Origin of the sequence: Sphingobacterium detergens (assembly GCF_003610355.1) — a bacterium.
Classification (GTDB): domain Bacteria; phylum Bacteroidota; class Bacteroidia; order Sphingobacteriales; family Sphingobacteriaceae; genus Sphingobacterium; species Sphingobacterium detergens.
Window position 1 is genome coordinate 46,227 of record NZ_RAPY01000008.1, and the last position, 24,986, is coordinate 71,212.

At 38.8% G+C, this 24,986-nt stretch carries 23 protein-coding genes; 16 read left to right on the top strand and 7 right to left on the bottom strand.

Features of this window, described 5'->3' with window-relative positions; translation table 11 throughout:
• Positions 1–82 precede the first annotated feature (82 nt).
• Entirely contained in the window at positions 83–1,189 is a 1,107-nt protein-coding gene (aroC, locus tag DFQ12_RS26095) for a chorismate synthase (RefSeq protein WP_108636941.1), read from the top strand.
• Positions 1,176–2,030: an ROK family protein gene (locus DFQ12_RS26100; RefSeq protein WP_120261960.1), complete on the top strand. Its 855-nt coding sequence runs from the start codon at positions 1,176–1,178 to the stop codon at positions 2,028–2,030. The genes aroC and DFQ12_RS26100 overlap by 14 nt, the downstream gene beginning before the upstream one ends.
• 120 nt (positions 2,031–2,150) lie before the next feature.
• Here DFQ12_RS26100 and DFQ12_RS26105 read toward each other — a convergent pair whose 3' ends face one another.
• On the bottom strand, positions 2,151–4,568 hold the full coding sequence (locus DFQ12_RS26105; protein ID WP_120261961.1) for an alpha-ketoacid dehydrogenase subunit alpha/beta: 2,418 nt from the start codon (positions 4,566–4,568) through the stop codon (positions 2,151–2,153).
• A gap of 278 nt (positions 4,569–4,846) precedes the next feature.
• Here DFQ12_RS26105 and DFQ12_RS26110 point away from each other — a divergent pair, with 278 nt between their 5' ends.
• The 3 genes from DFQ12_RS26110 to DFQ12_RS26120 are packed head-to-tail and all read left to right on the top strand — an operon-like array spanning position 4,847 to position 7,328.
• Positions 4,847–6,037 carry a DEAD/DEAH box helicase gene (locus DFQ12_RS26110; RefSeq protein ID WP_120261962.1) on the top strand — a complete coding sequence of 397 codons (1,191 nt, stop codon included), beginning with the start codon at positions 4,847–4,849 and terminating at the stop codon, positions 6,035–6,037.
• Positions 6,038–6,089: 52 nt separating this feature from the next.
• Complete coding sequence (locus DFQ12_RS26115) at positions 6,090–6,836, top strand: hypothetical protein (protein WP_120261963.1); 747 nt, start codon at positions 6,090–6,092, stop codon at positions 6,834–6,836.
• Between the two features lie 36 nt (positions 6,837–6,872).
• Complete coding sequence (locus DFQ12_RS26120; protein ID WP_120261964.1) at positions 6,873–7,328, top strand: NUDIX domain-containing protein; 456 nt, start codon at positions 6,873–6,875, stop codon at positions 7,326–7,328.
• Between the two features lie 355 nt (positions 7,329–7,683).
• Here DFQ12_RS26120 and DFQ12_RS26125 read toward each other — a convergent pair whose 3' ends face one another.
• Positions 7,684–8,397 carry a class I SAM-dependent methyltransferase gene (locus tag DFQ12_RS26125; protein WP_120261965.1) on the bottom strand — a complete coding sequence of 238 codons (714 nt, stop codon included), beginning with the start codon at positions 8,395–8,397 and terminating at the stop codon, positions 7,684–7,686.
• 198 nt (positions 8,398–8,595) lie between these two features.
• Here DFQ12_RS26125 and DFQ12_RS26130 point away from each other — a divergent pair, with 198 nt between their 5' ends.
• Positions 8,596–9,477, top strand: coding sequence for a LysR family transcriptional regulator (locus tag DFQ12_RS26130; protein ID WP_120261966.1), 882 nt, complete (start codon positions 8,596–8,598; stop codon positions 9,475–9,477).
• Between the two features lie 34 nt (positions 9,478–9,511).
• A complete protein-coding gene (locus tag DFQ12_RS26135) occupies positions 9,512–10,648 on the top strand; it encodes a serine hydrolase domain-containing protein (protein ID WP_120261967.1) in 1,137 nt (378 codons plus the stop codon).
• Between the two features lie 186 nt (positions 10,649–10,834).
• Here the strand turns inward: DFQ12_RS26135 and DFQ12_RS26140 are convergent, their stop codons facing one another.
• Positions 10,835–11,359 carry a glutathione peroxidase gene (locus tag DFQ12_RS26140; protein ID WP_120261968.1) on the bottom strand — a complete coding sequence of 175 codons (525 nt, stop codon included), beginning with the start codon at positions 11,357–11,359 and terminating at the stop codon, positions 10,835–10,837.
• Positions 11,360–11,370: 11 nt separating this feature from the next.
• Positions 11,371–12,237, bottom strand: coding sequence for an N-acetylglucosamine kinase (locus DFQ12_RS26145; protein WP_120261969.1), 867 nt, complete (start codon positions 12,235–12,237; stop codon positions 11,371–11,373).
• A gap of 260 nt (positions 12,238–12,497) precedes the next feature.
• On the opposite strand from DFQ12_RS26145, the gene DFQ12_RS26150 reads away from it, so the two are divergent.
• A complete protein-coding gene (locus tag DFQ12_RS26150; RefSeq protein WP_120261970.1) occupies positions 12,498–14,243 on the top strand; it encodes a M61 family metallopeptidase in 1,746 nt (581 codons plus the stop codon).
• Between the two features lie 69 nt (positions 14,244–14,312).
• Here DFQ12_RS26150 and DFQ12_RS26155 read toward each other — a convergent pair whose 3' ends face one another.
• Positions 14,313–14,813: a hypothetical protein gene (locus DFQ12_RS26155; protein ID WP_120261971.1), complete on the bottom strand. Its 501-nt coding sequence runs from the start codon at positions 14,811–14,813 to the stop codon at positions 14,313–14,315.
• A gap of 169 nt (positions 14,814–14,982) precedes the next feature.
• Between DFQ12_RS26155 and DFQ12_RS26160 the strand changes: the two genes are divergently transcribed.
• Together DFQ12_RS26160 and DFQ12_RS26165 are read left to right on the top strand one after the other, a co-directional pair.
• Complete coding sequence (locus tag DFQ12_RS26160) at positions 14,983–16,749, top strand: AMP-dependent synthetase/ligase (RefSeq protein ID WP_120261972.1); 1,767 nt, start codon at positions 14,983–14,985, stop codon at positions 16,747–16,749.
• Between the two features lie 35 nt (positions 16,750–16,784).
• Positions 16,785–17,786, top strand: coding sequence for a YihY/virulence factor BrkB family protein (locus DFQ12_RS26165; RefSeq protein WP_120261973.1), 1,002 nt, complete (start codon positions 16,785–16,787; stop codon positions 17,784–17,786).
• A gap of 5 nt (positions 17,787–17,791) precedes the next feature.
• Here the strand turns inward: DFQ12_RS26165 and DFQ12_RS26170 are convergent, their stop codons facing one another.
• Positions 17,792–18,478 carry a hypothetical protein gene (locus DFQ12_RS26170; protein ID WP_120261974.1) on the bottom strand — a complete coding sequence of 229 codons (687 nt, stop codon included), beginning with the start codon at positions 18,476–18,478 and terminating at the stop codon, positions 17,792–17,794.
• A 66-nt stretch (positions 18,479–18,544) separates the two neighbouring features.
• Positions 18,545–19,156, bottom strand: coding sequence for a WbqC family protein (locus DFQ12_RS26175; RefSeq protein WP_120261975.1), 612 nt, complete (start codon positions 19,154–19,156; stop codon positions 18,545–18,547).
• An 88-nt stretch (positions 19,157–19,244) separates the two neighbouring features.
• Between DFQ12_RS26175 and DFQ12_RS26180 the strand changes: the two genes are divergently transcribed.
• The 6 genes from DFQ12_RS26180 (at position 19,245) to rpsR (ending at position 24,978) form a co-directional block, all read left to right on the top strand.
• Positions 19,245–20,111, top strand: coding sequence for a lysophospholipid acyltransferase family protein (locus DFQ12_RS26180; RefSeq protein WP_120261976.1), 867 nt, complete (start codon positions 19,245–19,247; stop codon positions 20,109–20,111).
• Positions 20,108–21,139: a glycosyltransferase family 2 protein gene (locus tag DFQ12_RS26185; RefSeq protein ID WP_120261977.1), complete on the top strand. Its 1,032-nt coding sequence runs from the start codon at positions 20,108–20,110 to the stop codon at positions 21,137–21,139. The genes DFQ12_RS26180 and DFQ12_RS26185 overlap by 4 nt, the downstream gene beginning before the upstream one ends.
• 119 nt (positions 21,140–21,258) lie before the next feature.
• The gene (gene ligA, locus DFQ12_RS26190) at positions 21,259–23,283 is read left to right on the top strand and encodes an NAD-dependent DNA ligase LigA (protein ID WP_120261978.1); all 2,025 of its coding nucleotides are present in this window, start codon (positions 21,259–21,261) and stop codon (positions 23,281–23,283) included.
• A gap of 37 nt (positions 23,284–23,320) precedes the next feature.
• A complete protein-coding gene (gene dapA, locus DFQ12_RS26195; RefSeq protein WP_120261979.1) occupies positions 23,321–24,199 on the top strand; it encodes a 4-hydroxy-tetrahydrodipicolinate synthase in 879 nt (292 codons plus the stop codon).
• 147 nt (positions 24,200–24,346) lie between these two features.
• Complete coding sequence (rpsF, locus tag DFQ12_RS26200) at positions 24,347–24,715, top strand: 30S ribosomal protein S6 (RefSeq protein WP_104385828.1); 369 nt, start codon at positions 24,347–24,349, stop codon at positions 24,713–24,715.
• Positions 24,715–24,978 carry a 30S ribosomal protein S18 gene (gene rpsR, locus DFQ12_RS26205; RefSeq protein WP_028071347.1) on the top strand — a complete coding sequence of 88 codons (264 nt, stop codon included), beginning with the start codon at positions 24,715–24,717 and terminating at the stop codon, positions 24,976–24,978. Before rpsF ends, rpsR begins: the two co-directional genes overlap by 1 nt.
• Positions 24,979–24,986 lie beyond the last annotated feature (8 nt).

A 24,986-nucleotide genomic window follows, 5' to 3' on the forward strand; every position in this document is an offset into this window, starting at 1 on the left:
ACTTGATAAAGTTAGGTTTTACAGTAGTGTTTTCATTGCATTTAAAGGCAAATTTATCTAAGTTTATTGAAATTTAATTCTTATGGCAGGAAACTCATTTGGCGATTTATTCAGAATCAGCACTTTTGGCGAATCACACGGAAAAGCGATCGGTGTAATTATTGATGGTTGCCCCTCAAATATAACGATAGACGAAGAGTTTATACAGTCTGAACTAGATAAACGGAAACCCGGACAGTCCAGAATTACCACACAACGAAAAGAAAGTGATACCGCTCAGATATTATCGGGCGTATTCGAAGGGAAGTCGACCGGAACTCCGATTGCCATTGTTATACCAAATGAAGATCAACGTTCCAAGGACTATACCCACATTAAAGATATCTTCAGGCCTTCCCACGCGGACTTCACCTATCAGATGAAATATGGTATCCGTGACTACCGTGGTGGTGGCCGTTCCTCAGCCCGTGAAACAGCCGCCCGCGTTGCTGCAGGTGCTGTTGCAAAGAGTTTTTTACAACAATTTGGCATCGAAATCTTCGCGCATGTTTCGGGTGTGGGTACGATCGAAGCGCCCAATTTGGACACCAAAGATCTTAAAGCCCTGCTTGAGCTACGCGAATCTAATATCGCACGCTGTGCTGATCCAGCTACAGCCAATGAAATGGTCGAATTTATAGATTCAGTAAGAAAAGCAGGTGATACAGTAGGTGGACGCATTTCGGCCGTGGTAAGACATGTCCCCGTTGGACTTGGAGAACCTGTATTTGACAAACTCCATGCTGACCTCGCGAAAGCGATGATGAGCATCAATGCTGTACACGGATTTGAATATGGATCAGGTTTTGCAGGTTCAGAGTTGCGAGGTTCCGAACATAATGATATATTTGTAGCAGATGACCATGATTTAAATCAAGTGCATACACATACCAATTTCTCTGGGGGAATACAGGGTGGCATATCAAACGGTATGGATATTACTTTTAAAGTAGCATTTAAGCCTGTTGCAACCATCATGAGAGATCAAGAAACAGTCGACATCCATGGCAACCCAGCCATCGCAAGTGGTAAGGGAAGACATGATCCTTGTGTTGTTTCGAGAGCGGTAATTATTGTAGAAGCCATGGCGGCACTTGTGATTGCGGATCATCTACTTAAACATCAAAGTTACAAACATGCTGCAAGATAATTATGTCGTAGGTGTTGATATTGGAGGCACTCATATTTCTGCCTGTATCATTGATACCAAACAATGGAATATACATTTAGAGAACGTGGTCAGAAACCACGTTTTTTCTCAAGGAGATGCTAAAACGATTTTACACACCTGGGCTTCCACAATACAGGATAGTATTACCACCTCACCCACTGCTATTCAATTCATTGGCATAGCAATGCCGGGCCCTTTTGACTATGAAAATGGCATCTCTAAAATGTTAGGGCAAAGCAAGTACGACAACTTGTACGATCAGGACATTAAAAGCCTTTTATCCGCTGAGTTGGGTTTACCTTCTACTGCTATTCACTTTATCAATGATGCAGCGGCTTTCCTACAAGGTGAAATATTTGTACAGAACCTTCAGACCAATCCGAGAATACTCGGGATTACATTAGGGACTGGCTTAGGATCTGCGGTATGGAATAAGGGCGAGAAGGCCTTCGATGCAGACCTTTGGAATACACCTTATCAGGAAAGTATCTTTGAAGAATATCTTGTGACAAGATGGTTTGTCAAACGGTTTAAAGAGATCACTGGGAAAGATGTCACTGGTTTAAAAGAAATTTTGGACAATCATAGAGAAACAGCTGCATTCGCAACAATCAAAGATGAATACGCAACACATCTATTCGATTTTATGCAGTTTTTTGAAGAAAAATATCAGACTAATCTCTTTATTATTGGTGGCAATATTGCGAAAGCACTTCCTATCTTTATCGCGGATCGGGAAGAATTCAATAGATTCACTATCTATACAGCTATATTGGGTGAAAAGGCAGCCATGATCGGCGCTGCAAGTATTTTCAGTTAGTTTAGGGACTTAAAAACACAAAATAGCGTTTCCCCTAAAAAAGAATACTATTCAAAGAGTTTCTTGCAAGCAGCTCTTTGAATAGTATCGCTAAAATAACAGATGCAAAGAAATATCCGTCTATTCAAACATAGATGGATATTTTTCTGGGTTAGCCTCATGCATGATTGCATATACCGTCTCTACAACATCATCTGAAGATGGTTTTGAGAAATAATCACCATCCGAACCATAAGGTGGGCGATGCGCTTTTGCAGTCAATGTTCTAGGTTGGCTATCAAGTAAATAATAACCATTTTGATTTTCAAGTATTTCCTGCAGTATAAATGCGGCAGCACCCCCAGGTACATCCTCATCTACCACTAACAACTTATTTGTTTTTTTCAGAGACTCCGCACATAATTGTCCTTTATCAAATGGCAACAAGGTCTGCGCATCAATAATCTCGATAAATATTCCCAAACGTTCTAATTCTACAGCTGCTTCTTCGACAACACGCAAAGTTGAGCCATAGGAAACAACAGTGATATCCTGTCCTTCTTTAATGCGCTCAGCATAACCTATTGGCACTGTAAATTCCCCAACATTCTCTGGCAAGCGTTCTTTGAGGCGATATCCATTCAAACATTCAACGACAATAGCTGGTTCATCTGAGCGGAAAAGCGTATTATACATTCCAGCAGCTTGTGTCATATTACGAGGTACGCAGACATGCAATCCTCTTAAAGAGCCCAATATCACAGACATCGGTGATCCCGAATGCCATACCCCCTCCAATCGGTGTCCGCGGGTACGGATAATGACCGGTGCTTTTTGCCCTCCGAAAGTACGGTAACTTAAGCTGGCTAAATCGTCACTGGCAACAGTGATACCGTAAATCAAATAATCTAAGTATTGAATTTCAGCAATTGGTTTTAACCCACGGATTGCCAATCCGATCCCTTTACCGATAATTGAATTTTCGCGGATCCCGGTATCAAATACGCGATGTGCACCGAGCTTATCCTGTAGACCTGCAAATCCTTGGTTAACATCTCCTATTTTCCCTACATCTTCCCCGAATGCCAATAAACGTTCATCTCGTTGAAAATTTTCTTCAAAACAAAGATTCAAGACTTCCCGACCATCTACGATTTTAGAATCCTCACTATAAATCGCTTCTACTGTAGGCACATTGAAGGGAGAATCAACGCCATCCGTAAATAATTTGGAGTTATACCGTTTCTCGTTAATCTCCTGTTTAACTTTATACCAATTCAACAATTCCTGACGGCCTTCTGTGTCTTTTCCCTTTAGCTCATGTAAGATCTTCCGAACCTGTCCATATACCTCTTTCAGAGAGGGTTCAACCATCGATTGCAGTTTTTTTGCGGCGAAGTCCGCCTTTTCATTTGGAATTCGTGACAATAGATCAATGGCTTCTTTCGCTTCAAGCGTCAAAGTTCTGATATAATCAGTCCAAGCCCTTTTTTGTTCCTGGCGAACAAAATCCTTAGCATCACGATCCAGTTGATCCAACTCTTCATCTGTAGCGATACCCGAACTTTGTATCCACTCTTTCATTTTCGCAATACAATCGAAGTCCGTTTCCCACTGCAAGCGTTCCTGAGATTTATAACGCTCGTGGGATCCTGAAGACGAGTGCCCTTGCGGTTGTGTCAATTCAGTCACATGGATCAGACAGGGGATATGCTTTTCTCTTGCTATATTTGCGGCCTGTTCGTATGTTTCACACAAGCCTGCATAATCCCAACCTCTGACTTTAAAAATTTCAATTCCGTTTGTCAGTTCCTCTTTTTGAAAACCCTTCAGTATTTCAGAAATATCACCTTTTGTGGTCTGGGTCTCATTCGATACCGAGATTCCGTAACCATCATCCCAAATAGAAATAACCGCAGGAATCTGATGTACTCCGGCAGCATTGACGACTTCAAAAAATACACCTTCTGAAGTTGCAGCATTACCTATTGTACAGAAGGTAACTTCATTTCCCCTATTCGAGAAATAGGACAAATAATCCAAGTTTCTATTTTGTTTATATAATTTAGATGCTAATCCTAACCCCAATATTCTTGCCATCTGCCCACCTGTGGTAGATATATCCGAAAACGAATTCTTCTGCACCGTTTGATCAAGCCAATTACCCTGATCATCCAGCACCCTTGTAGAAAAATGACAGTTCATTTGTCGACCGGCAGAGGAAGGATCAGCTTCAACATCTGGATGTGCATATAATTGAGAAAAAAAACGATAGACATCACTGATGCCTGAAGCAAATATAAATGTTTGGTCACGGTAATATCCCGATCGCCAATCGCCATTTCTGAAGACCTTAGCCATCGCAATTTGTGCCAATTCTTTTCCATCGCCAAAAATACCAAACTTCGCCTTACCTGTAAGCACTTCCTTACGTCCCAATAAACTTACGTAACGACTTTCCAAGGCGGTCCGATAATCATTCACAATAATCTTTCTGAACTCGTCAAAGCTCAAAGTGGAAATAGATTCATTGTTTTGGTCAAATGCAGTATCAAACATATTCTTTTTTGTTTCAACAAATTTAACAAAAATATTATTCTATATAATTGGTGTTTGTCAAATAATTTGACAATCAATAGTTCGTATTTGAAATAGAATATTCTAATTTCTCAAATTAGTACTTTTTGAGAAAAATTCCTAATTTTTGCAGATTTTTAATTATCATAGATAGGGATTGAACGCTAGCGGCAGGGGATCAGAAATTCATAGCTTCATGATCTTCTAAGACAAAGACTCGAGATTGAGATAGTTCTTTTTTTAAATTTTAACTTTTTACTGTGAATTTTTCGACACTACAACTCAATAAGCTCCTTTTTTCCAACATTGAGAAACAAAAGCTTTCGGTATTAACAACTGTCCAGGAACAGGCTATCCCTGCTATATTAGCTGGCGAAGATTGTTTGGCGATTGCCCCTACGGGAACCGGAAAAACCGAGGCTTTTGCCATCCCGATCGTACAACATTTATTAGAAAAAGAACAAAGAGAACACGCCTCCGTTCTTATTCTACTTCCAACACGCGAACTCTGTATCCAAACGAAAGATCGAATTGCTAAACTGATTGAGGGTACAGGTCTCAATATTGCCAGTTTTTATGGTGGCGGAACTTACGAACGCCAGCTTGCGGCCTATCCTAAAGCTCAGCTGATCCTGGCTACTCCAGGCAGATTACTTGACTTTTTGGAACAACAGCTTGTTGATCTAAAAGCGATAAACACCCTAGTCATTGATGAATTCGATCAATTGCTCGATCTTGGTTTTGCATTAGAAATCAATAAAATTATACAGGCACTTCCAACCAAAAGACAGTCTATTTTTGTTTCGGCGACACGCACAGCAGAAATGGATAAGATCATTCAAAAAAGGCTCAAAAATCCGATAGAAGTCAGGGTAGAAGATCATCTAAAAAAAGGAAAAATAAGCGAGTATGTATTATATGTTGATAAAAATGACAAGAAAAATCTAGTCCGTTACCTTCTTGAAAACAAAATTAAATCGCAAGCCCTTATTTTCACCCGGACAGTACATGCTGTCGAACGGATTGAAACAGACCTTCATCGAAATGGCATTTCGGCACTAGCACTATATGGTGATAAGTCGCAACAGCAGCGCGAGGAGATTATCTCCAAATTTAGAAATAAAGAAAACAGGGTTTTGATTGCCACAGATTTGCTAGCAAGGGGCATAGATTTCCCCGATTTGGAAGCTATCATAAACTATGAAGTACCGGACTCTCCAGAGGTATATACGCATCGTATCGGAAGAACGGGCCGCTCTCAGGCTGACGGTACGGCCATCACACTCTGCGACGCCGAAGACAACCAAAAGTGGATCAAACTACAGTTGTCACTAAATAAACAGATACAGATTGACGATCAACATCCATTTTTATTGAGCTGGGAGAAAATGCTGTCCAGTAGCCAAAACAATGGCCGAAAAGGACAATCAAAATCAAGAAAACGTCGTTAAATTATAATTATTCTTTTACTTTTACCTGCAATTAACAAAATCACAGTCCAAGATGAGTACAATACATTTATTTGACGATAGTAACAATGCGAACGACAATCGCTTAGGGGATCTGGAAAAAACCATCATCATTAATAATCTGATGGAGGTTCCTTTTGCAGAGCGGGATGAATTATGGCGTGATACCTTCTTAAATAACATCGCAGAGTGTACATTGAAACTCGCCGAAACCGAAGTCGTCATCGGTCCGGACGGATTTCCCTATTTCCAGTTGGAAAGTGTCCCCAAAGATCAGAATTTTCAGGCCTTTGTGATCAAAAACCGTTTAAAGGATTTTGTACTACCAAAAGGCTTTGGTATTGCCATTAATACACAAAATGAAAATCCAGACTGGATATTTACCTATGGCGATCTGGTCAATTATTTCCTGAATGAGGAGTTTTATACAGACGAGAGTATTTTTTCGCAAAAAAATGAGCAAACCACAATCGGCAAAGATGAAGAAATTTTAGTTGGCCAACCTTCCGAAACGATCCTACCTTATCATGTTCGTACACAGCTTCGTGAGTTTCTGGATTATTATGGTGTCAAGAATGCCAAAATTATGCTTATCGCACGTAATTATAAAGACGAAGAAAAAGCCTCTCAAGATCTGGTATTTAATATCGTTGCCAATCAGTTTAGAACAGAGAAAGAATTTACGAATATCATGGAAGCAATAGGCTGGTTTTTACCAAGACATTACTCCTATATCGGGTTGGATGAATTTGCGGTTGAAAATGGTTTCATGCCATTATAGAAGAAAAAATTTGATTATATAAATAGAGAATAAATAATGTTTCCATTTAACGTAAGAGTATACGGGATATTGATCAACGAGAAAGAGGAAGTGCTGATCAGTGATGAAAGAACGGAAAATGTTTCATTTACCAAATTCCCCGGTGGAGGGCTAGAGTACGGCGAAGGTCTATTGGAGGCTTTAATCAGAGAATATCAAGAAGAGTGTGCATTTGACATTGACGTCGTTAAGCATATCTATACCACTGATTTTTACGAAAAATCAAGCTTCAACGATAGTCAGATCATATCAATTTATTATCAGGTCAAAAATACTTCGACCATTCAGATCAGAACGACGACTAAAGCATTTGATTTTGATCTGGATCAGAAAGTTGAAGATAATAAGCGTCAATCCTTCCGATGGGTTCCGTTACAAATGCTTTCGATAGAAGATCTGACATTCAAAACCGATCAAATCGCTTGGTTGGAATTTTTGAAAACAATCAAATGATAATAAATTTCTAATTTTCGTCGATTTTATTTGTATTTAAAAAATAAACATATATCTTTACGTAAACCAATGGAAATACTTTGTTTTTTTAAAGTATTGACCTTAATAACTACATTTTATTATTTTTTTGATATCTCGCTAAGACGAGATGGGTGCAGGGGGAAGTGATATCAAACAGACATTGGTTTATTGAATTTGTAAATTCCTAGTCCTATAGGTTTTTTAATAGTTAGTGTGATTTTATGGCGATACTCCCCGTATCGCCTTATTTTTTATCATTTTATTGGCTATTTCCATACCAAGCATTTATCCTTGCATCTTGTCTGCTTTGTCGTGTTATTATCAAGCATGAGTACTATTTGAATGCGACAAAAGAAGCAAAACATAAATTCTTGTGTAGTACATCTATATCTTTAAATCCGACCTTAGCCAATAGCTCAAGCTGATAGACCAAGGGTCGTGGTGTATCTTCATGTTCCACATAGGCAAAAACATGGTCACGATATGCTTCGTTTTGCAATTTAGTCAAGTACGCACCATATTTTTCACGATAGATCAGCTGTTGAAGAGGGGCACTATTTTGTTCGATTAAATCGAAAATCCATACACTTCCCCCGCTTTTGAGAAGTTTAAAAAGTTTGCGAAATGCGGTCTCCCAATCTTGATCGTCTCTCAAATGATGCAAAACTGCTGTCGCAATAATCACATCAAATTTCTCCGCGGACAGATCGGCTTGTCGAAAATCGCCTTTAATCAAATGAACTGCGCCAGTTGTAAGAACGCCAACACGTTCTTTGGCTCGCTCCAACATGGGCAAGCTCAGATCGACCAAGGTAACATCGGGATTGGATCTGACTTTCTGAAGCAGTTTCACATCATAATTACCTGCACCGCAGCCGATATCCAACACCTGCTCAAGATTCGGGTAGAGCGATGAAATTGCGTCTGTTATAAGTTCCATATTCCAGACCGCATCCAATGTAGTCGCCTGACCTGTTTCTAAATTAGAGAACCGTTCGACATCTTTGTCAAATCGTGTTTCAATTTCTTGTAATGTTGCCTTACTCATAGCTAAATAAATATTTGTGAGCACAAATGCTCGGTTTGTCATTCCATGGAAATATCGAATATCCAAGTTATTTTCATAAGCGCTTTTTACATTCTATGCATTGATATCACCTATAAATTTTAATTATTTAAAGGTAGGGTTAACTCAAATTCATTAAAAATATTTATTTTGTCATCGATTCATACCAAAAAAGTATCAATGGAAATCCGACATCTTATTTATTTCAAAACAGTAGCCGAAGAACTCCACTTCGGAAGGGCTGCCGAGCGGTTATTTATGTCCCAACCACCGTTAAGTCGACAAATCAAAGATCTTGAAGATGAGCTGGGCGTTATACTCTTTTTCAGAACGAACAAAAGGGTAGAACTGACCGAAGCTGGTAAATACTTTTTGGAAGAGGTTGTTGAGATACTTCAAAACTTAGCGCATAGCAAAACGATCACAAAACAGATCCATAACAATATTTCAGGCGAATTTAAGCTCGGCTATATCAGTTCCACACCAAAGCAGATGTTGGCAACGGTATTGAAACAGATTCAACAAAAATTCCCCTATCTACGGGTCAGCTTGTTTGAGACATCAACACAAAAACAGAAAACAGCCCTGGAAAATGGAAAACTGGATCTCGGCATTATGCGTGCGCCCATTTACGCGAGCGAACTGCTCGTCACTCCCCTATTTGAAGATCCCATGGTTATTGCTGGATCCACGGAAGTTGACTTTAAGAACATCAATTTTTTCAATGAAAATTTTATCTCTTTCAATCAAAAATATGCTTCTGAATATCATCGCCTAACAATCAATACCTGTAATCGCATGGGGTTTGAGCCCAAAATTGTGCACCAAAGCAATTCTATGTCTTCTATCCTTGAACTCGTTTCACAGGGATTGGGTTTGGCTGTGGTCCCGGCATCCACGATAAAACAGTATCCACATCTAAAATTGAAAATCCTGAAACTTGATGACCTAGATAGTAAAACAGAGGTAATTTTGGTTTCGAATATAAAAAGTAAGAATAGTGCTCTTGCTGAATTTATTCAATGTATTCAAAAAGAATACCTTAAATTCAATAAAGGTTAGTAACCAACCTGATCATTTTATTCCCGTACACACTATGAAAAAGACCATTATTACCTTCTTTCACTTAGCGCTGTTACTCCCCGTATTATTGTTCGGACAGGAGACTTCAGAAATTGACCAACGATTGCAAACTATTATGCAACGATATCAAGCAATAGGACTTAGTGTAGTGCTTGTAAAAAACAACCAGATTTATTTTCATAAGAATTATGGTAACAAAAGCATCGAGGACAAGACTTTGCTCAATGACAATGATATCTTTCGGATCGCTTCCATATCAAAGTCATTTACCGCGACCTCTTTTATGCAGCTTTTGAAACAGGGGCGATGTTCTTTAGATGATGATTTCGGAGATCTTATCGGTTTTCCGATTAGAAATCCAAATTATCCCGAGGAAAAAATTACCCTTCGGATGATACTTTCTCACACCTCGAGCATTAATGATCAAAACGGTTATTTTAATCTGGATGTGATCAATCCAACCAAAAATCCGAATTGGAAAAGTTCTTATAATAATTATACACCAGGCAGTCAATATCAGTATTGTAATCTAAATTTTAATATGGCTGGCGCCGTATTGGAAAAATTGACGCAGATGCGTTTTGATAACTACATCTCCAAAAACATTCTTAAGCCATTGCATCTTTATGGTGGATATTGTGTTGACTCGCTAGATCATTCGAGATTAGTCCCTTTATATTCATTCGATAACAACGCTAATATTATCGAAGAACCGAATGCATATGCACCAAGGCGTGACGAACTTGCAGCTTATCAATTAGGCTATACGACTCCTGTCCTCTCCCCGACTGGTGGAATGAAGATCTCGACACTCGATCTTGCAAAATATATGCTTATGCATATGAACTATGGGGTGGCTAGCGGGAAGAAAATAATGGATAAAAAATATGCAAAGATCATGCAAACAGCTGTTAATAGCGATGCAGGATATGGCCTCGCCATTATGAACGAAAATACGGTAATTCCAGGTGTTACATTAACGGGACATACGGGATCTGCTTACGGCTTATACAGCGCAATGTTTTTCAATCCTGTAAAAAAATATGGATTTGTGGTGATCACCAATGGTTGCAACATACCTGATAGCGAAAATTTTAATCCACTGCTCAAAGACTGCATCCGCGCCTTATATGACACGTATATAAAATAGACTAATATTCAGTAAAAAAGTTCCACAATTTTTATTTTCAATCATTTATTTTAACTGCGAAAAAAGGGCTTGATAAGCAGAAGAGTTGGAGCACTTTCAGAATCATCCCGCTGTCTTTCAGCCATAAAAATACCCCCAAATAGTTGAACACTATTTGGGGGTATAGCTGTATTTCTTGCTTTTTACTTATTTCTTATTTCCTACCCAGTTTACAATCGCTGGATCCAATGGATTGGTAGCTGATCGAAAGCGATGTACTAATTTACCATTTTCGTCGATCAGGAATTTTTCAAAGTTCCATTTAATCTCTCCTGTAAAATCGGGATTTTCCTGTGTGATCAGATATTTAAATAAAGGTGAAATCTGATCCCCTTTGACTTCCACTTTTTCAGCCATTAAAAAGTCTACACCATAGTTTTGTTCACAGAATTCCTGAATCTCTGAATTGGAGCCAGGTTCTTGCTGTCCAAAGTTATTCGCCGGAAAACCAATGATAACCAATTTGTCGCCAAATGTTTTGTGTAGTTCTTCCAGGTCCTTATACTGTTTCGTAAAACCGCATTTAGAAGCTGTATTGACAATCAATATCTTCTTTCCTTTGAAATCGGACATTTTCACCTTCTGCCCTTCTAGCGTCTTAAAAGTGAAATTATAAATTTCGGGATTGCCAAATAACATTGACATGTACACCATAATAGTTGCTACGATCATATTTATTTAATTTAAAGACTCAACAATGAGTTACTCTCTCTTTCCAGCACCGCATTGAACAATTCGTTAATAGGTGACTTTAGTATTGTTCCGACCTTGATCTGATGTGTTTCACACACTTCACGCAATAACAGATCAAAGCTATAAGCAATTGAGCCAACAAAGTGGCACTCATACTGTGTATAATCCGCATAAGTCAAAATAGAGGCCTGAACAAACTCTTCAAAACCACCTTTTACCAGATCAATAATAAATGGATGGGTAATATTATCAGACATAAATGGTGCAAAGGAGGCTAAAAAAGCATTCGGCCGTTCTTTTTGGTACACATTTTTGATAACAACCTCTTTATTTATACGGTATTTAACGGCGAATTTCTCATTCAAATCTTTTGGCATACGCCCATATAAAAATAAGCGTAGGAGCTTTTTACCGAAGTAAGCGCCCGAACCTTCGTCTCCCAGCACATAACCATTACCATTGTGGGAGGCCATGAGCTCCTCACCATCAAAAAAGCTAAGATCCGATCCAGTACCAAGTGTAGCTACATAACCTTTTTTATTGCCACAGGTTGCTAAAGCACTACCAAAAAGGTCGTTCTCAACTGCGATATAAGCATTTTCAAATAAAGGGGTCAATGCATTTGAAACCATTTCACGACGGTCAGGGGTAATACAGCCCGCCCCAAAAAAATAAAGCTCTGTAACCTCGTCAGCATAGGGTATTATTTCAGGTATTTCTTTAATAACCCGTGTGATTTCTTTTTCATTAACGAAAAAAGGATTGAGTCCATTTGTACTGAACGAAATAGGAGCACTATCAGGCAATTCCAATTTCCAATCTGACTTTGACGAGCCACTATCAACAACTAAGATCATACAAATTCTTGATTATTTTCCCCTTATAAACTAGTGTATCAAATATACAAAAATTACCTCCAAACTGAAACGACGATTCTTAAAGAAAATACGTATCTTGGAATTCTTATGTGACATCTTTACAATCCAATGAGACTTTTTGAATCAATCAAAGTACGCCGGATTTTAATAAGCTATTGAAGAACCAACAAAACATTTTTTTGTTTGATTTAAGCATAAGATACTTTTAATTTTGTAAGCGCATACTAAAATTATTTTTCATGGATAGTGACCATTTAAATGTACCTACAATAAACTTTGAGGTATCATTTCCAGAAGTACAAGCTCATTACATTGACGTAAAGATGAGCATCAAAAAACTCAATCAACCCTATGTTGATCTAAAAATGCCCGTCTGGTCACCAGGTTCCTACTTAATTCGTGAATACGCAAAAAATGTAGAGCGATTTAAACCTGTCGATGCCAATGGAAATCCCATTCCTTTCAGCAAAATATCAAAAAATACCTGGCGTGTTACAACAGATGCACTGGATCAGATAGATGTACACTATTCGGTCTATGGCTTTGAGGTCTCTGTCCGTACAAATTTTTTCGACAGCGACCACGCATTTATCGTCCCAACAGCAACATTTCTACATATTGAAGGCTATCTTAACGTCCCTTCGACGATCGTTATTGTGCCAAAAGAAACTTGGAAAAGTATATCAACAGGACTTGAACGGTTGACGCAGCATACTTTCCATGCGCCCAACTTTGACGTTTTATATGACAGTCCGATTGAAGTAGGCAACCAGGATATTTGGAAGTTTCATGCTGCAGGAGTAGAACATGAGTGCGCAATGGTGGGTGGTGGCTCCTATGACAAAGAACGTCTTACCACAGACATTACACGTATTGTGGAAGAAGAAACCCGTATTTGGGGATCAAACCCCAATAAACGTTATGTCATTATCACACATAACTATCAATCTGGTGGTGGCGGTCTTGAGCACCTCAACTCTACCGTGCTAGGGGCTTCGAGAAATGCATATCGCAATGAACACAGCTACAAAACATATCTAAGCCTCGTAGCGCATGAATATTTCCACCTATGGAATGTAAAGCGCCTTCGCCCCAAGGCATTGGGCCCATTTGACTATGATGGGGAGAACTATACCACAGGATTATGGATCATGGAAGGGGTGACCTCCTATTATGACAATTTGATCATCAAACGTTGTGGGTTCTATGATGAAAAGGAATACCTTTCATTATTGGCCAATGATTTTAATATTATATTGAACCGTCCAGGACATGAGATACAGTCTGCGGCTGCATCAAGCTTTGATACTTGGATCAAATATTATAGACCAGATGAAAATGCCATTAATTCGGCTATTTCTTATTATAACAAAGGGGCTATGCTTACCGCCCTGCTTGATATCAAAGTAATAGCAGCCACAGATGGAAAAATAAAATTAGACGACATCCTCCGTGCTGCTTATGAAGAATTCTTCTTAAAACTTGACCGTGGCTTTGAAGAAAAAGAGTTTCAGAGCCTGGCGGAGCGTATTGCTGGCACCTCGCTGGATGATATATTCCAGGCAGCACATCAGGATGGCGAACTCGATTACAACGCTTATTTTAATTTGGTAGGATATGAAATCGTGGATACCAACGAAGATAACGACACATTAACCTTGGGTATCACGACCAACAAAGCAGATGGTGTAATCAGTGTTGCGACTGTTGAAAAAGGAACAGGTGCCTACGATGCCGGTTTAAATGTCAGAGATGAATTAATCGCAATCAATAATATCAGACTTGATTTAAAAGACAAGGAGATTGATTTTATCATCCAACATGCTACTGATGGTGAAATATTGAATTTCCTTATTGCAAGAGACGGCTTAATTCGAGAAATACCCGTTCAAATCAGAAAAAATAACAAGAAGATTCATGAAATCCGTCCGCTTAAAGACCAAACCTTCCTGCAGGAACTGTTGGGAAAAATCTGGATGGCTTAATGTGAACGTTAGTCAACTGTACCATTTAACAGAAAGAGCAGAAATATATTTCTGCTCTTTCTGTTAATTTTAAAACTTATATCTTACCGAGAATCCAATAGGATCAAATATCTTGAGGCTGGATTCATTCAGAAAATCAAAGTAAGGTTTTACATCCAATGAAATCTGAAATGGGGCTTGGGGAATATTATACTCTATCCCGACAATACCATCTATACTTAAATTAAGATGCGAATCAAAGGATTGACGTTGACCATTTATAATTTTGTCTTTTTCTTTGTACGATCCGATACTTCCACCAAAACCATAGTACCAATTTAAACCAGTCGCTAAAGGTTTGTAAATTTCATACAATCCAACTACACGAAATCGGCGGAAATCAGAATTGCTTTGAATACTCATAATACCTTCTAACGCATGGTTTGAATTAAGTGTATGACGATAAGTAATCCCTTGAGCAGAACCAAACCGCCCACCAATAGCGCCTTTATTATCCAGCTGAGCTACAGCTTTATTGGATAACGCACCAAACATCAGCATTCCACCGACAGCCAAAAATATTTTTCTCATAAAAATTGAACGCTTTATACTCTACTTTATATCTTTCAAAAGTAACAATTACAGCTATAACGACACAATGTTTAATTTGTTATGACATTAATCCCAATATCTCCAACTTTATTTCTGATATTTTTTTTATATTTAAGTCAATAGTGATAACCAAATAAACTCAAGTGATATGGGCAGAATTTTTGACTTTATAACCTTATATAAAGAAAAATACGCAAAGGACATTATGGTGGCGGGCAGAGATTCCAGTGGCAACTGGAAAACTTACTCCACCAAAGAATATACGGATGCAATTGATTCCTTGAGTAGGGCTCTATTGAAATTGGAGCTTAAGAAAGGGGATCGTGTCGGAATAATGTCCGGTAATAGACCGGAATGGAACTTGGTTGATTTTGCCTGCAATCAAATCGGGCTTGCAACAGTTCCCCTCTACCCGACATTATCTACACAAGATCTTTCATTTATTGTGAACGATTCCGATGTTAAAGTGTTATTTGTAAGCAATAAAGACTTAACAGCCCGTATTGAGCAGGCGATCAAGGAACATGGCATACAACCGCAGGTATATACCTTTGACCAGATTGAAAATCATACTCCTTTAACTGAGTTAATTGCAGGTGCAAAAGAAGACACGACTGATCTGTCCTCCCATCGCGATAGCGTTACCGAAGATGATCTATTGACCTTGATTTATACCTCGGGCACCACAGGGCGTCCCAAAGGTGTTTACCTATCTCATAAAAATGTCTATAGCAATGTCACCGCCTGCAATTATCTGATACGGGAGGATTTCAAAACTGCACTTAGTTTTCTTCCGTTATGCCATATTTTCGAACGCATGGTTGTGTATATGTACTATTCAAAGGGGATTCAAATTTACTTCTCAGAAACCCTGGATAATGTCGTTGCTGATATTAACGATGTAAAACCAGATGTCTTTACAACGGTACCACGTGTACTGGAAAAAGTCTACGACAAGATCATTGAAAAAGGTAAAGCACTGACCGGTATTAAAAAGAAACTATTCTTCTGGGCAGTAGACTTAGGGTTAAAATTCCAGGAGCCAGGCAAAAATGGCATGCTCTATTCGATTAAACTGGGCATTGCCCGTAAGCTGATCTTTTCTAAATGGCAGGAAGCATTGGGAGGTAATATTAAGATTATTGTATCAGGCGGTGCCGCCCTTCAAGAGCGCTTAGCGCGTATATTTTGGGCTGCTGACCTCAAGGTGCTTGAAGGATATGGATTGACGGAAACGTCTCCCGTTATTGCTGTAAACTCTTATTTACCAAATGGACTAAAATTTGGAACAGTTGGAAAACCGCTTAAAAACCTTGAAGTAAAAATCGCATCAGATGGTGAGATCCTAGTGAAAGGCCCTAGTATAACTACAGGCTATTATCAAAACGAGGAAGCCACTAAGGAAGCTTTCGATGAAAATGGTTTCTTCAAAACCGGAGATATTGGCGAAATTACGACAGATGGTTTCTTAAAGATTACTGATCGAAAGAAAGAGATGTTTAAAACAGCTGGCGGAAAATACATTGCACCGCAGTCTATTGAAAACAAATTAATGGAATCAACCTTGATCGGCCAGGTAATGGTAATCGGCGAGAATCGCAAATTTCCGAGTGCATTAATCGTACCTGCTTTTGATGTCCTTTCAAAATGGGCTGCCCAAAAAGGGATATCCAGTAGTTCAAATGAAGAACTTATCAAAAATTCCGACGTTGTTCAAAAATACCAAGAGGAAATAAACCGATTATCAGGTAACTTTGGCCATTGGGAGATTGTCAAGAAATTTATTCTTTTACCAAAAGAATGGTCAATAAATGAAGGTCAATTGACCCCAAAATTGAGTTTGAAACGAAAAGTTATTTTAAAAGAGAATGAAACTGCGATCGACAAATTGTATGTGGAACAGAATCAAGAATAACAATTTGCACGATTATTGGAGCGGATAATCTTATTATGAAGCACGTTACACTAAAAGATTTATTTACATTCGGGTACTGGAAAAATATTTGGCAGGTCATGATTGATGCCTTCAACGGATTCAATGATGACAAGTGCATGAAAAAAAGTGCGTCGCTAGCCTATTATACGATCTTTTCGATCGGTCCGTTGCTAATGATCGTCATTTGGTGTATCGGTTTCTTTTATGGTGAACATCTTCAAAGTGGTTCTTCTGCACAAGATGAAGTGCTGGACGAAGTTACGATACTTTTTGGACAGGGTGTGACCACGCAGATTCAATCCTATCTTCAGAAAATTACTTTTGAAAACAAATCCAATATAGGCATTACAGTCGGTATTGTTACTTTGGTCCTTTCCTCCACGACTTTATTTGTCGATATCCAGGATTCAATAAACAATATCTGGAAAGTGAAGCCTAAACCCAAGAAAGGATGGTTAAAATTGATCATCAATAGACTCATCTCCTTTTCCATCGTGATTGCTTTAGGCTTCTTATTAATTGCTTCATTGATGATAAACGGAGTTATTGTCGCGGTCACCAACCTGGTTATGACCTATTTCCCCATTATTCCGATTGCCCTGATATCTTGGGTAAATACCGGCATTACGTTTTCTGTCATTGTGATACTATTTGGATTTATCTTCTCATTCTTACCGGATGCCAAGGTGAAATTCCGCGATATGCTCGGTGGAGCTATTTTCACTGGCCTTCTTTTTATGCTAGGCCGCTATGGTATCTCGATTTATCTCAACCTCTCCTCCACGGCGAGTTTTTACGGTGCCGCAGGCTCTATCATCATTATGTTATTGTGGATCTATTATTCCGCAGCAATACTTTACTTTGGGGCTGAGTTTACCAAGTTTTATGCGATCAAATTTGGAGCGGGTATTGTTCCATCCGCATTTGCCGTTGCTGTTGAACAAACAGAAAAAGTCAAGAAAATGGGCTCCGATGCAGAAGCCCATATCGGAGATACGATTCAAGTCTTAAAGTAGTCACACTATTTTTTTTCTTTTTTCCCACTGATAGAGCCATCTATTCCGATCACATCAATAACCCTGTCACCAATTTGTGTGATATCTGATTTCAGTCCGATCATCACTGTAAAAATATTGACCGGTGTATCCTGTATCTTTCTGAAATTGTGCAAGTAACCTAATTCCAATCCAAGGAAAAAGCCATTGAATTTATAGTCAGCTCCAGCCCCTAGTTTGCTGGACAGGTTAAAACGATTTATATTTTCCATCTTAACCAGCTTCTGATCAGCCATTACATTCGCACGGGGTTCACTTGTCAAGCCTATTCCAGGCCCAAGAAAACCGTAAACATTCAATCGACGCATCTGTTTTCGCACACCGCCCGAAAATGCGAAAGTATAAAAATTCGTATTTGCATCCTCAATACGATAAGCAAAATTCGGATCAGGTAGGCGCTGTTTATATTTGAATGACAGGGTATACAATGTTGGCGACACAAAAAACATCGAATTTTTAAGGGAGATATCCAGACCAATACTACCAGAAAATTTTGGAGAGAGTATATCTTTCGTTTTGCCTATAGGAAATCCCATTCCGGTGGTTCCCCAATAGTAAACTTTCCGATAATGTATTGTATCAACACCGTTCTGGGCATAAGTAGCAATGCTAAACAAAGGAAGAAGAACGAAAACAAGAAGAAGTCTATTCATTTAAAAGCGTTTAATATTGAATAAGAACAATATTAAACGCAGAATGTTCAAGGTATCTAAAATAATTTAAAGATAGCTTTTGGACTGTGGACCTTGATTAAATAACAGATCGATAATACTCAAATCTGGATAGAAACCATTTTTATCCAAGAAAACCTGATAGTACTCTTTGGGTGCAACCAATATACTTTCCTTTTTCGGATGTATGATTTCCCGATAATCGATCGTGTCCGCATCATTGACCGTATATTCCTCGGTAAAAGAAACTGTTCTTTTTAGCTTAGTTGATTTTAGTATCAATTCCAACTGTGCAACGTTGAAGTCCAAGAGATAATCGAACTTTTCTTGATAAAAACGATTAAAATCATCTTCATAATATTCAAAATACGCAGAACTTCGATAAGCGGTCTGAATACTTAACCAATGTAAGCGCTGCCAGTCAAATTCATAACTTATCCGGATATCTTTCATTGGGACGCGTTCCTTATTACCATGTTGTATTGGAACGATTAAATCCTGTACCCCATTGGCAGAAGCAATGCGCGCCCGCGTACGATAGCTTTGTTTTTGAAAATGTTCATATTTTTCGATTACAACAGGGAGATTATTTTCCTGAATGGTATGAAAATAAGATATCGGCGGAAGATAACATGCTGGAAGTATTAACTGCGATTCCATAAAAACTGATGATTTTTGTTATAAGTGACGCAAAAATAACTTAATTTAAGGATATTTGTAAAATACAACTGGGAATTTTAGCTATAGCATGAAACAAAAAGCGTTAAACGCATTAATCTATGTCATCTCTCTTCTCCCCTATTGGTTTCTATATTTGATTTCCGATGGGCTTTATTATATCCTCTATTATATTATTGGGTATAGAAAGGGTATCGTATTCCAAAATTTAGAAAACGCTTTTCCCGAAAAAACCGAGGCTGAAAGATTGGTAATAGCAAAAAAATTCTACCGCTTTTTTCCGGATTTACTTGTGGAATCCATTAAGCTAAAAACGATTTCAGCCAAAGAAGTCAAGCGGAAAATGACTTTAGAAAATGAAGAGGAACTGACGCGCCATCTTGCTGCCGGGAAAAATGTGATTGGGGTAACCTCGCATTATGCCAACTGGGAACTCGGGATACACCGTCTGAGTTTGATCACTGATTTTCCAACATTGATTGTTTACAAACCGTTAAACAACAAGGATATTGATACAGTATACAATACAATGCGTGGTCGTTTTGGTGCAGAAATGGTTCCCATGAAACAAATTCTCCGGCATATTGTAAAATTGAAGGGGCAACCCAATGTTAGTATGCTGGTGGCTGATCAGACCCCATTATATTCAGACTCTGATTATTTTATCAATTGGTTGAATCAGGAAACATTGGTCTATACGGGAGCTGAGCGGCTATCAAGAATAAGCAAAGCCCCTGTTGTATTTTGTTATATTGGCCGAAAGGCAAAAAGAGGACAATACTTCTGCAAGTTTGTGACTTTGGTAGAGGACCCTTCTGAATTTGCCGAACATGAAATAACCGATTTGCACAATCGCTTTGCGGAGCAAATAATTCGTGAAAATCCTGAATATTGGCTTTGGTCACATAATCGCTGGAAAAGGAAACGTAGAAAATGAGTAAATTACCAAAAGTAGCTGTTGTCATACTGAACTGGAATGGTCGTTTCTTTCTGGAGAAATTCTTACCTTCCGTTTACAACAGTTCTTATCCAAATATTGAGTTCGTCATTGGAGACAATGCATCGGATGATGATTCTATTCTGTTTGTTAAGCAGTACTATCCCACCATTACCATTCTTGAAAACGAAAAGAATTATGGTTTTGCCGGTGGTTACAACAAAATCCTGGAACGTGTAGATGCGGATTATTATGTCTTGTTAAATTCAGATGTAGAAGTTAGCCAAAACTGGATAGAGCCTGTTATTGCATATCTGGAGCGTAATCCGGGTATTGCTGCCGCACAACCCAAGATCCTATCCTTTCATAATAAGGAGAAATTTGAGCATGCCGGTGCTGCCGGAGGCTACCTGGACTATTTTGGTTTTCCTTTTTGCAGAGGAAGAATTTTACATGAGGTAGAGGAAGACTATGAGCAGTACAATCAGGAATCCGAGATTTTCTGGGCATCAGGAGCCGCACTTTTTATCCGCGAGAAAGCCTGGAAAGAAGCGAATGGCCTGGATGAAGATTTCTTTGCCCATATGGAGGAAATTGACCTATGTTGGCGATTAAAAAAAATGGGTTATGGTATAGGTTACTGTCCAACGTCTGTTGTCTATCATGTAGGTGGCGGAACATTAAATGCCAGCAACCCCAAGAAGACCTACCTAAATTTCAGGAATAATCTCGTTATGTTGCAAAAGAACCTACCTTTGGGTAAGGCAATTTGGATAATTTTCCTACGGCTTTGGTTCGATTTGGCCGCATTGATGAAGTTTCTAATTGACCGAAAGCCGAAAGATGCATGGGCGATCAGTCGCGCGCATCAGTATTTCTTCCTAAATATTTTTAAAAATGCTAGAAAACGAAAGAAATATACGGCGATAGAAAACCAGACAGGACAATACAATAATTCAATTATTATTGATTTTTACACGAATAATAAACATAAATTTTCGCAATTGAATCCAAAGGATTTCAAATAAGGCATTTGAAGTCTGGATCGTAAAATGCATAAAAACGCATTTTAGAAATAAGGCACTCTTTACAACAAGATTCTTTATTTATTTTATTTAAACGTACTTTTTATTTGTAATTTTGCAACATGTTGGCGATGGATATTGAAAAAAAGATAAAAGACTTAACAGCAGAACTTAATCATTACAACTATCAATACTATGTATTGGCGAATAGTCTTATTTCAGATTATGACTTCGATCTCAAGTTAAAGGAACTCGAAGCACTGGAACGTCAATATCCAGAATTTGCTGATCCAAACTCACCTACACAACGTGTCGGTGGCGATATCACATCTAAATTTAAAACGGAAAAACATCGTTGGCCCATGCTTTCTTTGGGCAATACCTACAGCCAAGAAGAATTGTTTGACTTTGACCAGCGAATCCGCAAGATCATTGGCGATCAGTTTGAGTATGTCTGTGAATTAAAATTCGACGGTCTTTCCATTAGCCTCACCTATGAAAATGGGATACTCAGCAAAGCGGTTACCCGCGGTGATGGAACACAGGGTGATGTCGTGACAAGCAATGTCAAAACGATTCGTTCCATTCCGATCAGACTCAAAGAAGGTGACTACCCTGAACAGTTTGAAATTCGAGGGGAGATATTTATGCATAAATCCGCGTTTTTACGTCTGAATAAGGAACGCGAAGAGAATGAAGAACAGACTTATGCCAATCCGCGCAATTTTGCTTCGGGCACAATAAAACTTCAGGATTCGGCAGAGGTTGCCAAAAGACCCTTGGATTGTTTTCTATATTTCCTGTATTGTGACAATAGGACCAATTTATTTCACGATCACTGGAACAGCCTGGAACATGTGAAAAACTGGGGCTTTCCTGTTTGTGAACACACAAGAAAATGTAATACACTGACAGATGTCTTTGAATTCATTGACTATTGGGATACCGAACGACATAACCTTGGATACGAAATCGACGGGATCGTTATCAAAGTAAATGATTATGCCCAACAAGAAGATCTCGGTTTTACGGCCAAGAATCCAAGATGGGCGATATCCTATAAATTCAAAGCTGAACGTGTTGAGACAACACTCAAGACCATTAGCTACCAAGTGGGGCGTACTGGAGCGGTGACTCCAGTTGCTAACCTTCAACCTGTATTGTTGGCGGGCACGACGGTCAAACGTGCATCACTGCACAATGCCAATGAAATTGCACGGCTAGATTTACATCAAGGTGATACCGTCTATGTAGAAAAAGGTGGAGAAATCATTCCAAAAATCATTGCTGTGAACCTTGAAAAGAGATTAGCAGATGCAACAGCCTTTGTTTATCCAGACAGCTGTCCAGAATGTGGCACCGCATTAATTAGACAGGAAGGTGAAGCAGTTCACTATTGCCCCAATGAAACAGGATGCCCCCCACAGATCGTTGGTAAAATGCAGCATTTTATCGGGCGTAAAATGATGGATATCGAGGGAATGGGCGATGAAACAGTAGAGACCTTTTTCAAAAAAGGACTACTGCATAATATCGTCGATATCTACGGTCTAAAAGATCATCAGGAAGACTTACAGCAACTCGAGCGCTTTGGTCAAAAATCCATAGACAATATGCTTGCGGGCATTGAGAAATCAAAAGAGAAACCTTTTGAGAAAGTGTTGTTTTCTTTGGGCATACGTCATGTTGGCGAAACAATCGCAAAAAAACTAGCACAGCATTTCAAGAACATCGATGCCCTTGCTCAGGCTTCAACGGAAGAAATTGAAGCGGTACAAGATATCGGACGCCGTATCGCGGAGAGTGTCAAAGAATACTTAGACAACCCTATTCATCAGCAACAACTCATCAGCCTAAGACAGTATGGCTTAAATTTGGAAATTGAGGAAAAGGAAATCATTCTGGCAAGCGAAAATCTCAGCGGAAAGACCTTTTTGATTTCAGGTGTATTTGCTGATTATTCCAGGGAGCAGCTCGCGGAGCTGATTGAGAGCAATGGCGGCAAGATGCTTTCTTCCATTTCTGCAAAGTTGAATTATCTGGTTGCAGGAGATAAAATGGGACCATCTAAATTAGCGAAGGCGGAAAAATTAGGTGTCCCGATGATTAATGAAAAGGATCTCTTAGACCTTATTCATGCCAAATAGGATTTTTTAATTAAATTTATATAAATACAAAAACAAGATGAACGAGCTTCACGGCGCAGGAGTAGCATTGGTCACTCCTTTTAACTCAGATGAATCTGTTGATTTCGAGGCATTAGGTCAACTAATTGACTTGCAAATCAACGAGGGTATGGATTATTTGGTTTCTTTAGGTACAACTGGAGAAGTTGCCACATTGACTAAAGAAGAACGAAAGCGTATCTGGGATTTCACTGTCAAGCGCGTGAACGGTAGACTTCCTTTGGTTGCTGGCATCGGTGGCAACAATACCGCAGAGATTGTAGAACAGATCAAAGCTTTCGATCCGACTGGTTTTTGTGCCATCTTATCCGTGTCACCTTATTATAACAAACCGACACAGGAAGGAATTTATCAGCACTATAGAACTATTGCGCAAGTTTCCCCTTTACCTATTATATTATATAATGTACCGGGTCGTACGGGTAGTAATATGACAGCACAAACGACATTACGTTTGGCTAATGATTTTTCAAATATTGTTGCAATAAAAGAAGCTTCTGGCAATTTTGCTCAATTCAGCGAAATCTTACGGGACAAACCGGCAGATTTTCTATTGATCTCTGGAGATGATCCGGTGACCTTACCCATGATGGCACTCGGTGCTGCTGGCATTATCTCTGTTGTTGGAAATGCATTTCCAAAACGCGTTGCCAAGCTGGCAAAATTATGTGCAGAAGGGAATTATCATGAAGCAAGAGCAATCCATAACGATTTACTCCAGATAACAGATCTTTGTTTTGTGGAAGGAAATCCTGCCGGCGTCAAATATATACTTAAAAAATTAGGCATCGGTCATGATACTTTACGTCTTCCATTGGTAGGTATCAGTGAAAAAACACAAGTAGCGATAGCTGAAGAAATGCACAAATTGAACTAAGTGATCAATTTGTTTGTTGTTGAAAAAGTTTAGATCTCGCTTGGGGTCTAAACTTTTTTGCTTCAAGGCGTTGCAATATAACAATATAATACCTACCTTTGCACTTCCACAAATGTGGAATTTTAAATAACAAAATTAATTAACAAAATGCAACAGTACGAATCTGTAATCGTTCTTACCCCGTTGCTTTCTGAAGATGCTGCGAAAGAAGTAATCGCAAAATTCAAAAACATCTTAACAGAAGGCGGAGCCGAGATTGTCGCTGAAGACAATTGGGGTTTGAAAAAATTAGCGTATCCAATCCAGAAAAAATCTACTGGATTTTATCACTTAACTGAATTCAAGGCTCCAGGTGAATTAATCAACAAATTAGAGGTTGAATACAAACGTGATGAGCGCATTATGCGTTTCTTGACTGTAAGTTTAGACAAACATGCTAGAGCTTACAACGAGAAAAAACGTAGCGGTGCATTCAACAAAAAAGCTGAAACTAAAACTGAGGAGGGCGCAAACTAATGGCTAACGAAAATATCCAATACGTAACTGCTCCTAAAGTAGAGGACAACCGTAAAAAATACTGTCGTTTCAAAAAGAATGGTATCAAATATATCGATTATAAAGATGCTAACTTCTTGATGAAATTTGTAAATGATCAAGGTAAAATCTTACCTCGTCGTTTAACTGGTACATCTTTGAAATTTCAACGTAAAGTAGCTCAAGCTGTTAAACGTGCTCGTCACATCGGTTTGTTACCTTACTTAGCTGATGCAATTAAATAAGGAGGACG

Excerpts from the sequence above, each read along its gene's own strand:
- aroC (WP_108636941.1), top strand. The coding sequence starts at position 83 with ATGGCAGGAAACTCATTTGGCGATTTATTCAGAATCAGCACTTTTGGC.
- DFQ12_RS26100 (WP_120261960.1), top strand. The coding sequence starts at position 1,176 with ATGCTGCAAGATAATTATGTCGTAGGTGTTGATATTGGAGGCACTCAT.
- DFQ12_RS26105 (WP_120261961.1), bottom strand. The coding sequence starts at position 4,568 with ATGTTTGATACTGCATTTGACCAAAACAATGAATCTATTTCCACTTTG.
- DFQ12_RS26115 (WP_120261963.1), top strand. The coding sequence starts at position 6,090 with ATGAGTACAATACATTTATTTGACGATAGTAACAATGCGAACGACAAT.
- DFQ12_RS26120 (WP_120261964.1), top strand. The coding sequence starts at position 6,873 with ATGTTTCCATTTAACGTAAGAGTATACGGGATATTGATCAACGAGAAA.
- DFQ12_RS26125 (WP_120261965.1), bottom strand. The coding sequence starts at position 8,397 with ATGAGTAAGGCAACATTACAAGAAATTGAAACACGATTTGACAAAGAT.
- DFQ12_RS26130 (WP_120261966.1), top strand. The coding sequence starts at position 8,596 with ATGGAAATCCGACATCTTATTTATTTCAAAACAGTAGCCGAAGAACTC.
- DFQ12_RS26135 (WP_120261967.1), top strand. The coding sequence starts at position 9,512 with ATGAAAAAGACCATTATTACCTTCTTTCACTTAGCGCTGTTACTCCCC.
- DFQ12_RS26140 (WP_120261968.1), bottom strand. The coding sequence starts at position 11,359 with ATGATCGTAGCAACTATTATGGTGTACATGTCAATGTTATTTGGCAAT.
- DFQ12_RS26145 (WP_120261969.1), bottom strand. The coding sequence starts at position 12,237 with ATGATCTTAGTTGTTGATAGTGGCTCGTCAAAGTCAGATTGGAAATTG.
- DFQ12_RS26150 (WP_120261970.1), top strand. The coding sequence starts at position 12,498 with ATGGATAGTGACCATTTAAATGTACCTACAATAAACTTTGAGGTATCA.
- DFQ12_RS26155 (WP_120261971.1), bottom strand. The coding sequence starts at position 14,813 with ATGAGAAAAATATTTTTGGCTGTCGGTGGAATGCTGATGTTTGGTGCG.
- DFQ12_RS26160 (WP_120261972.1), top strand. The coding sequence starts at position 14,983 with ATGGGCAGAATTTTTGACTTTATAACCTTATATAAAGAAAAATACGCA.
- DFQ12_RS26165 (WP_120261973.1), top strand. The coding sequence starts at position 16,785 with ATGAAGCACGTTACACTAAAAGATTTATTTACATTCGGGTACTGGAAA.
- DFQ12_RS26170 (WP_120261974.1), bottom strand. The coding sequence starts at position 18,478 with ATGAATAGACTTCTTCTTGTTTTCGTTCTTCTTCCTTTGTTTAGCATT.
- DFQ12_RS26175 (WP_120261975.1), bottom strand. The coding sequence starts at position 19,156 with ATGGAATCGCAGTTAATACTTCCAGCATGTTATCTTCCGCCGATATCT.
- DFQ12_RS26180 (WP_120261976.1), top strand. The coding sequence starts at position 19,245 with ATGAAACAAAAAGCGTTAAACGCATTAATCTATGTCATCTCTCTTCTC.
- DFQ12_RS26185 (WP_120261977.1), top strand. The coding sequence starts at position 20,108 with ATGAGTAAATTACCAAAAGTAGCTGTTGTCATACTGAACTGGAATGGT.
- ligA (WP_120261978.1), top strand. The coding sequence starts at position 21,259 with ATGTTGGCGATGGATATTGAAAAAAAGATAAAAGACTTAACAGCAGAA.
- dapA (WP_120261979.1), top strand. The coding sequence starts at position 23,321 with ATGAACGAGCTTCACGGCGCAGGAGTAGCATTGGTCACTCCTTTTAAC.
- rpsF (WP_104385828.1), top strand. The coding sequence starts at position 24,347 with ATGCAACAGTACGAATCTGTAATCGTTCTTACCCCGTTGCTTTCTGAA.
- rpsR (WP_028071347.1), top strand. The coding sequence starts at position 24,715 with ATGGCTAACGAAAATATCCAATACGTAACTGCTCCTAAAGTAGAGGAC.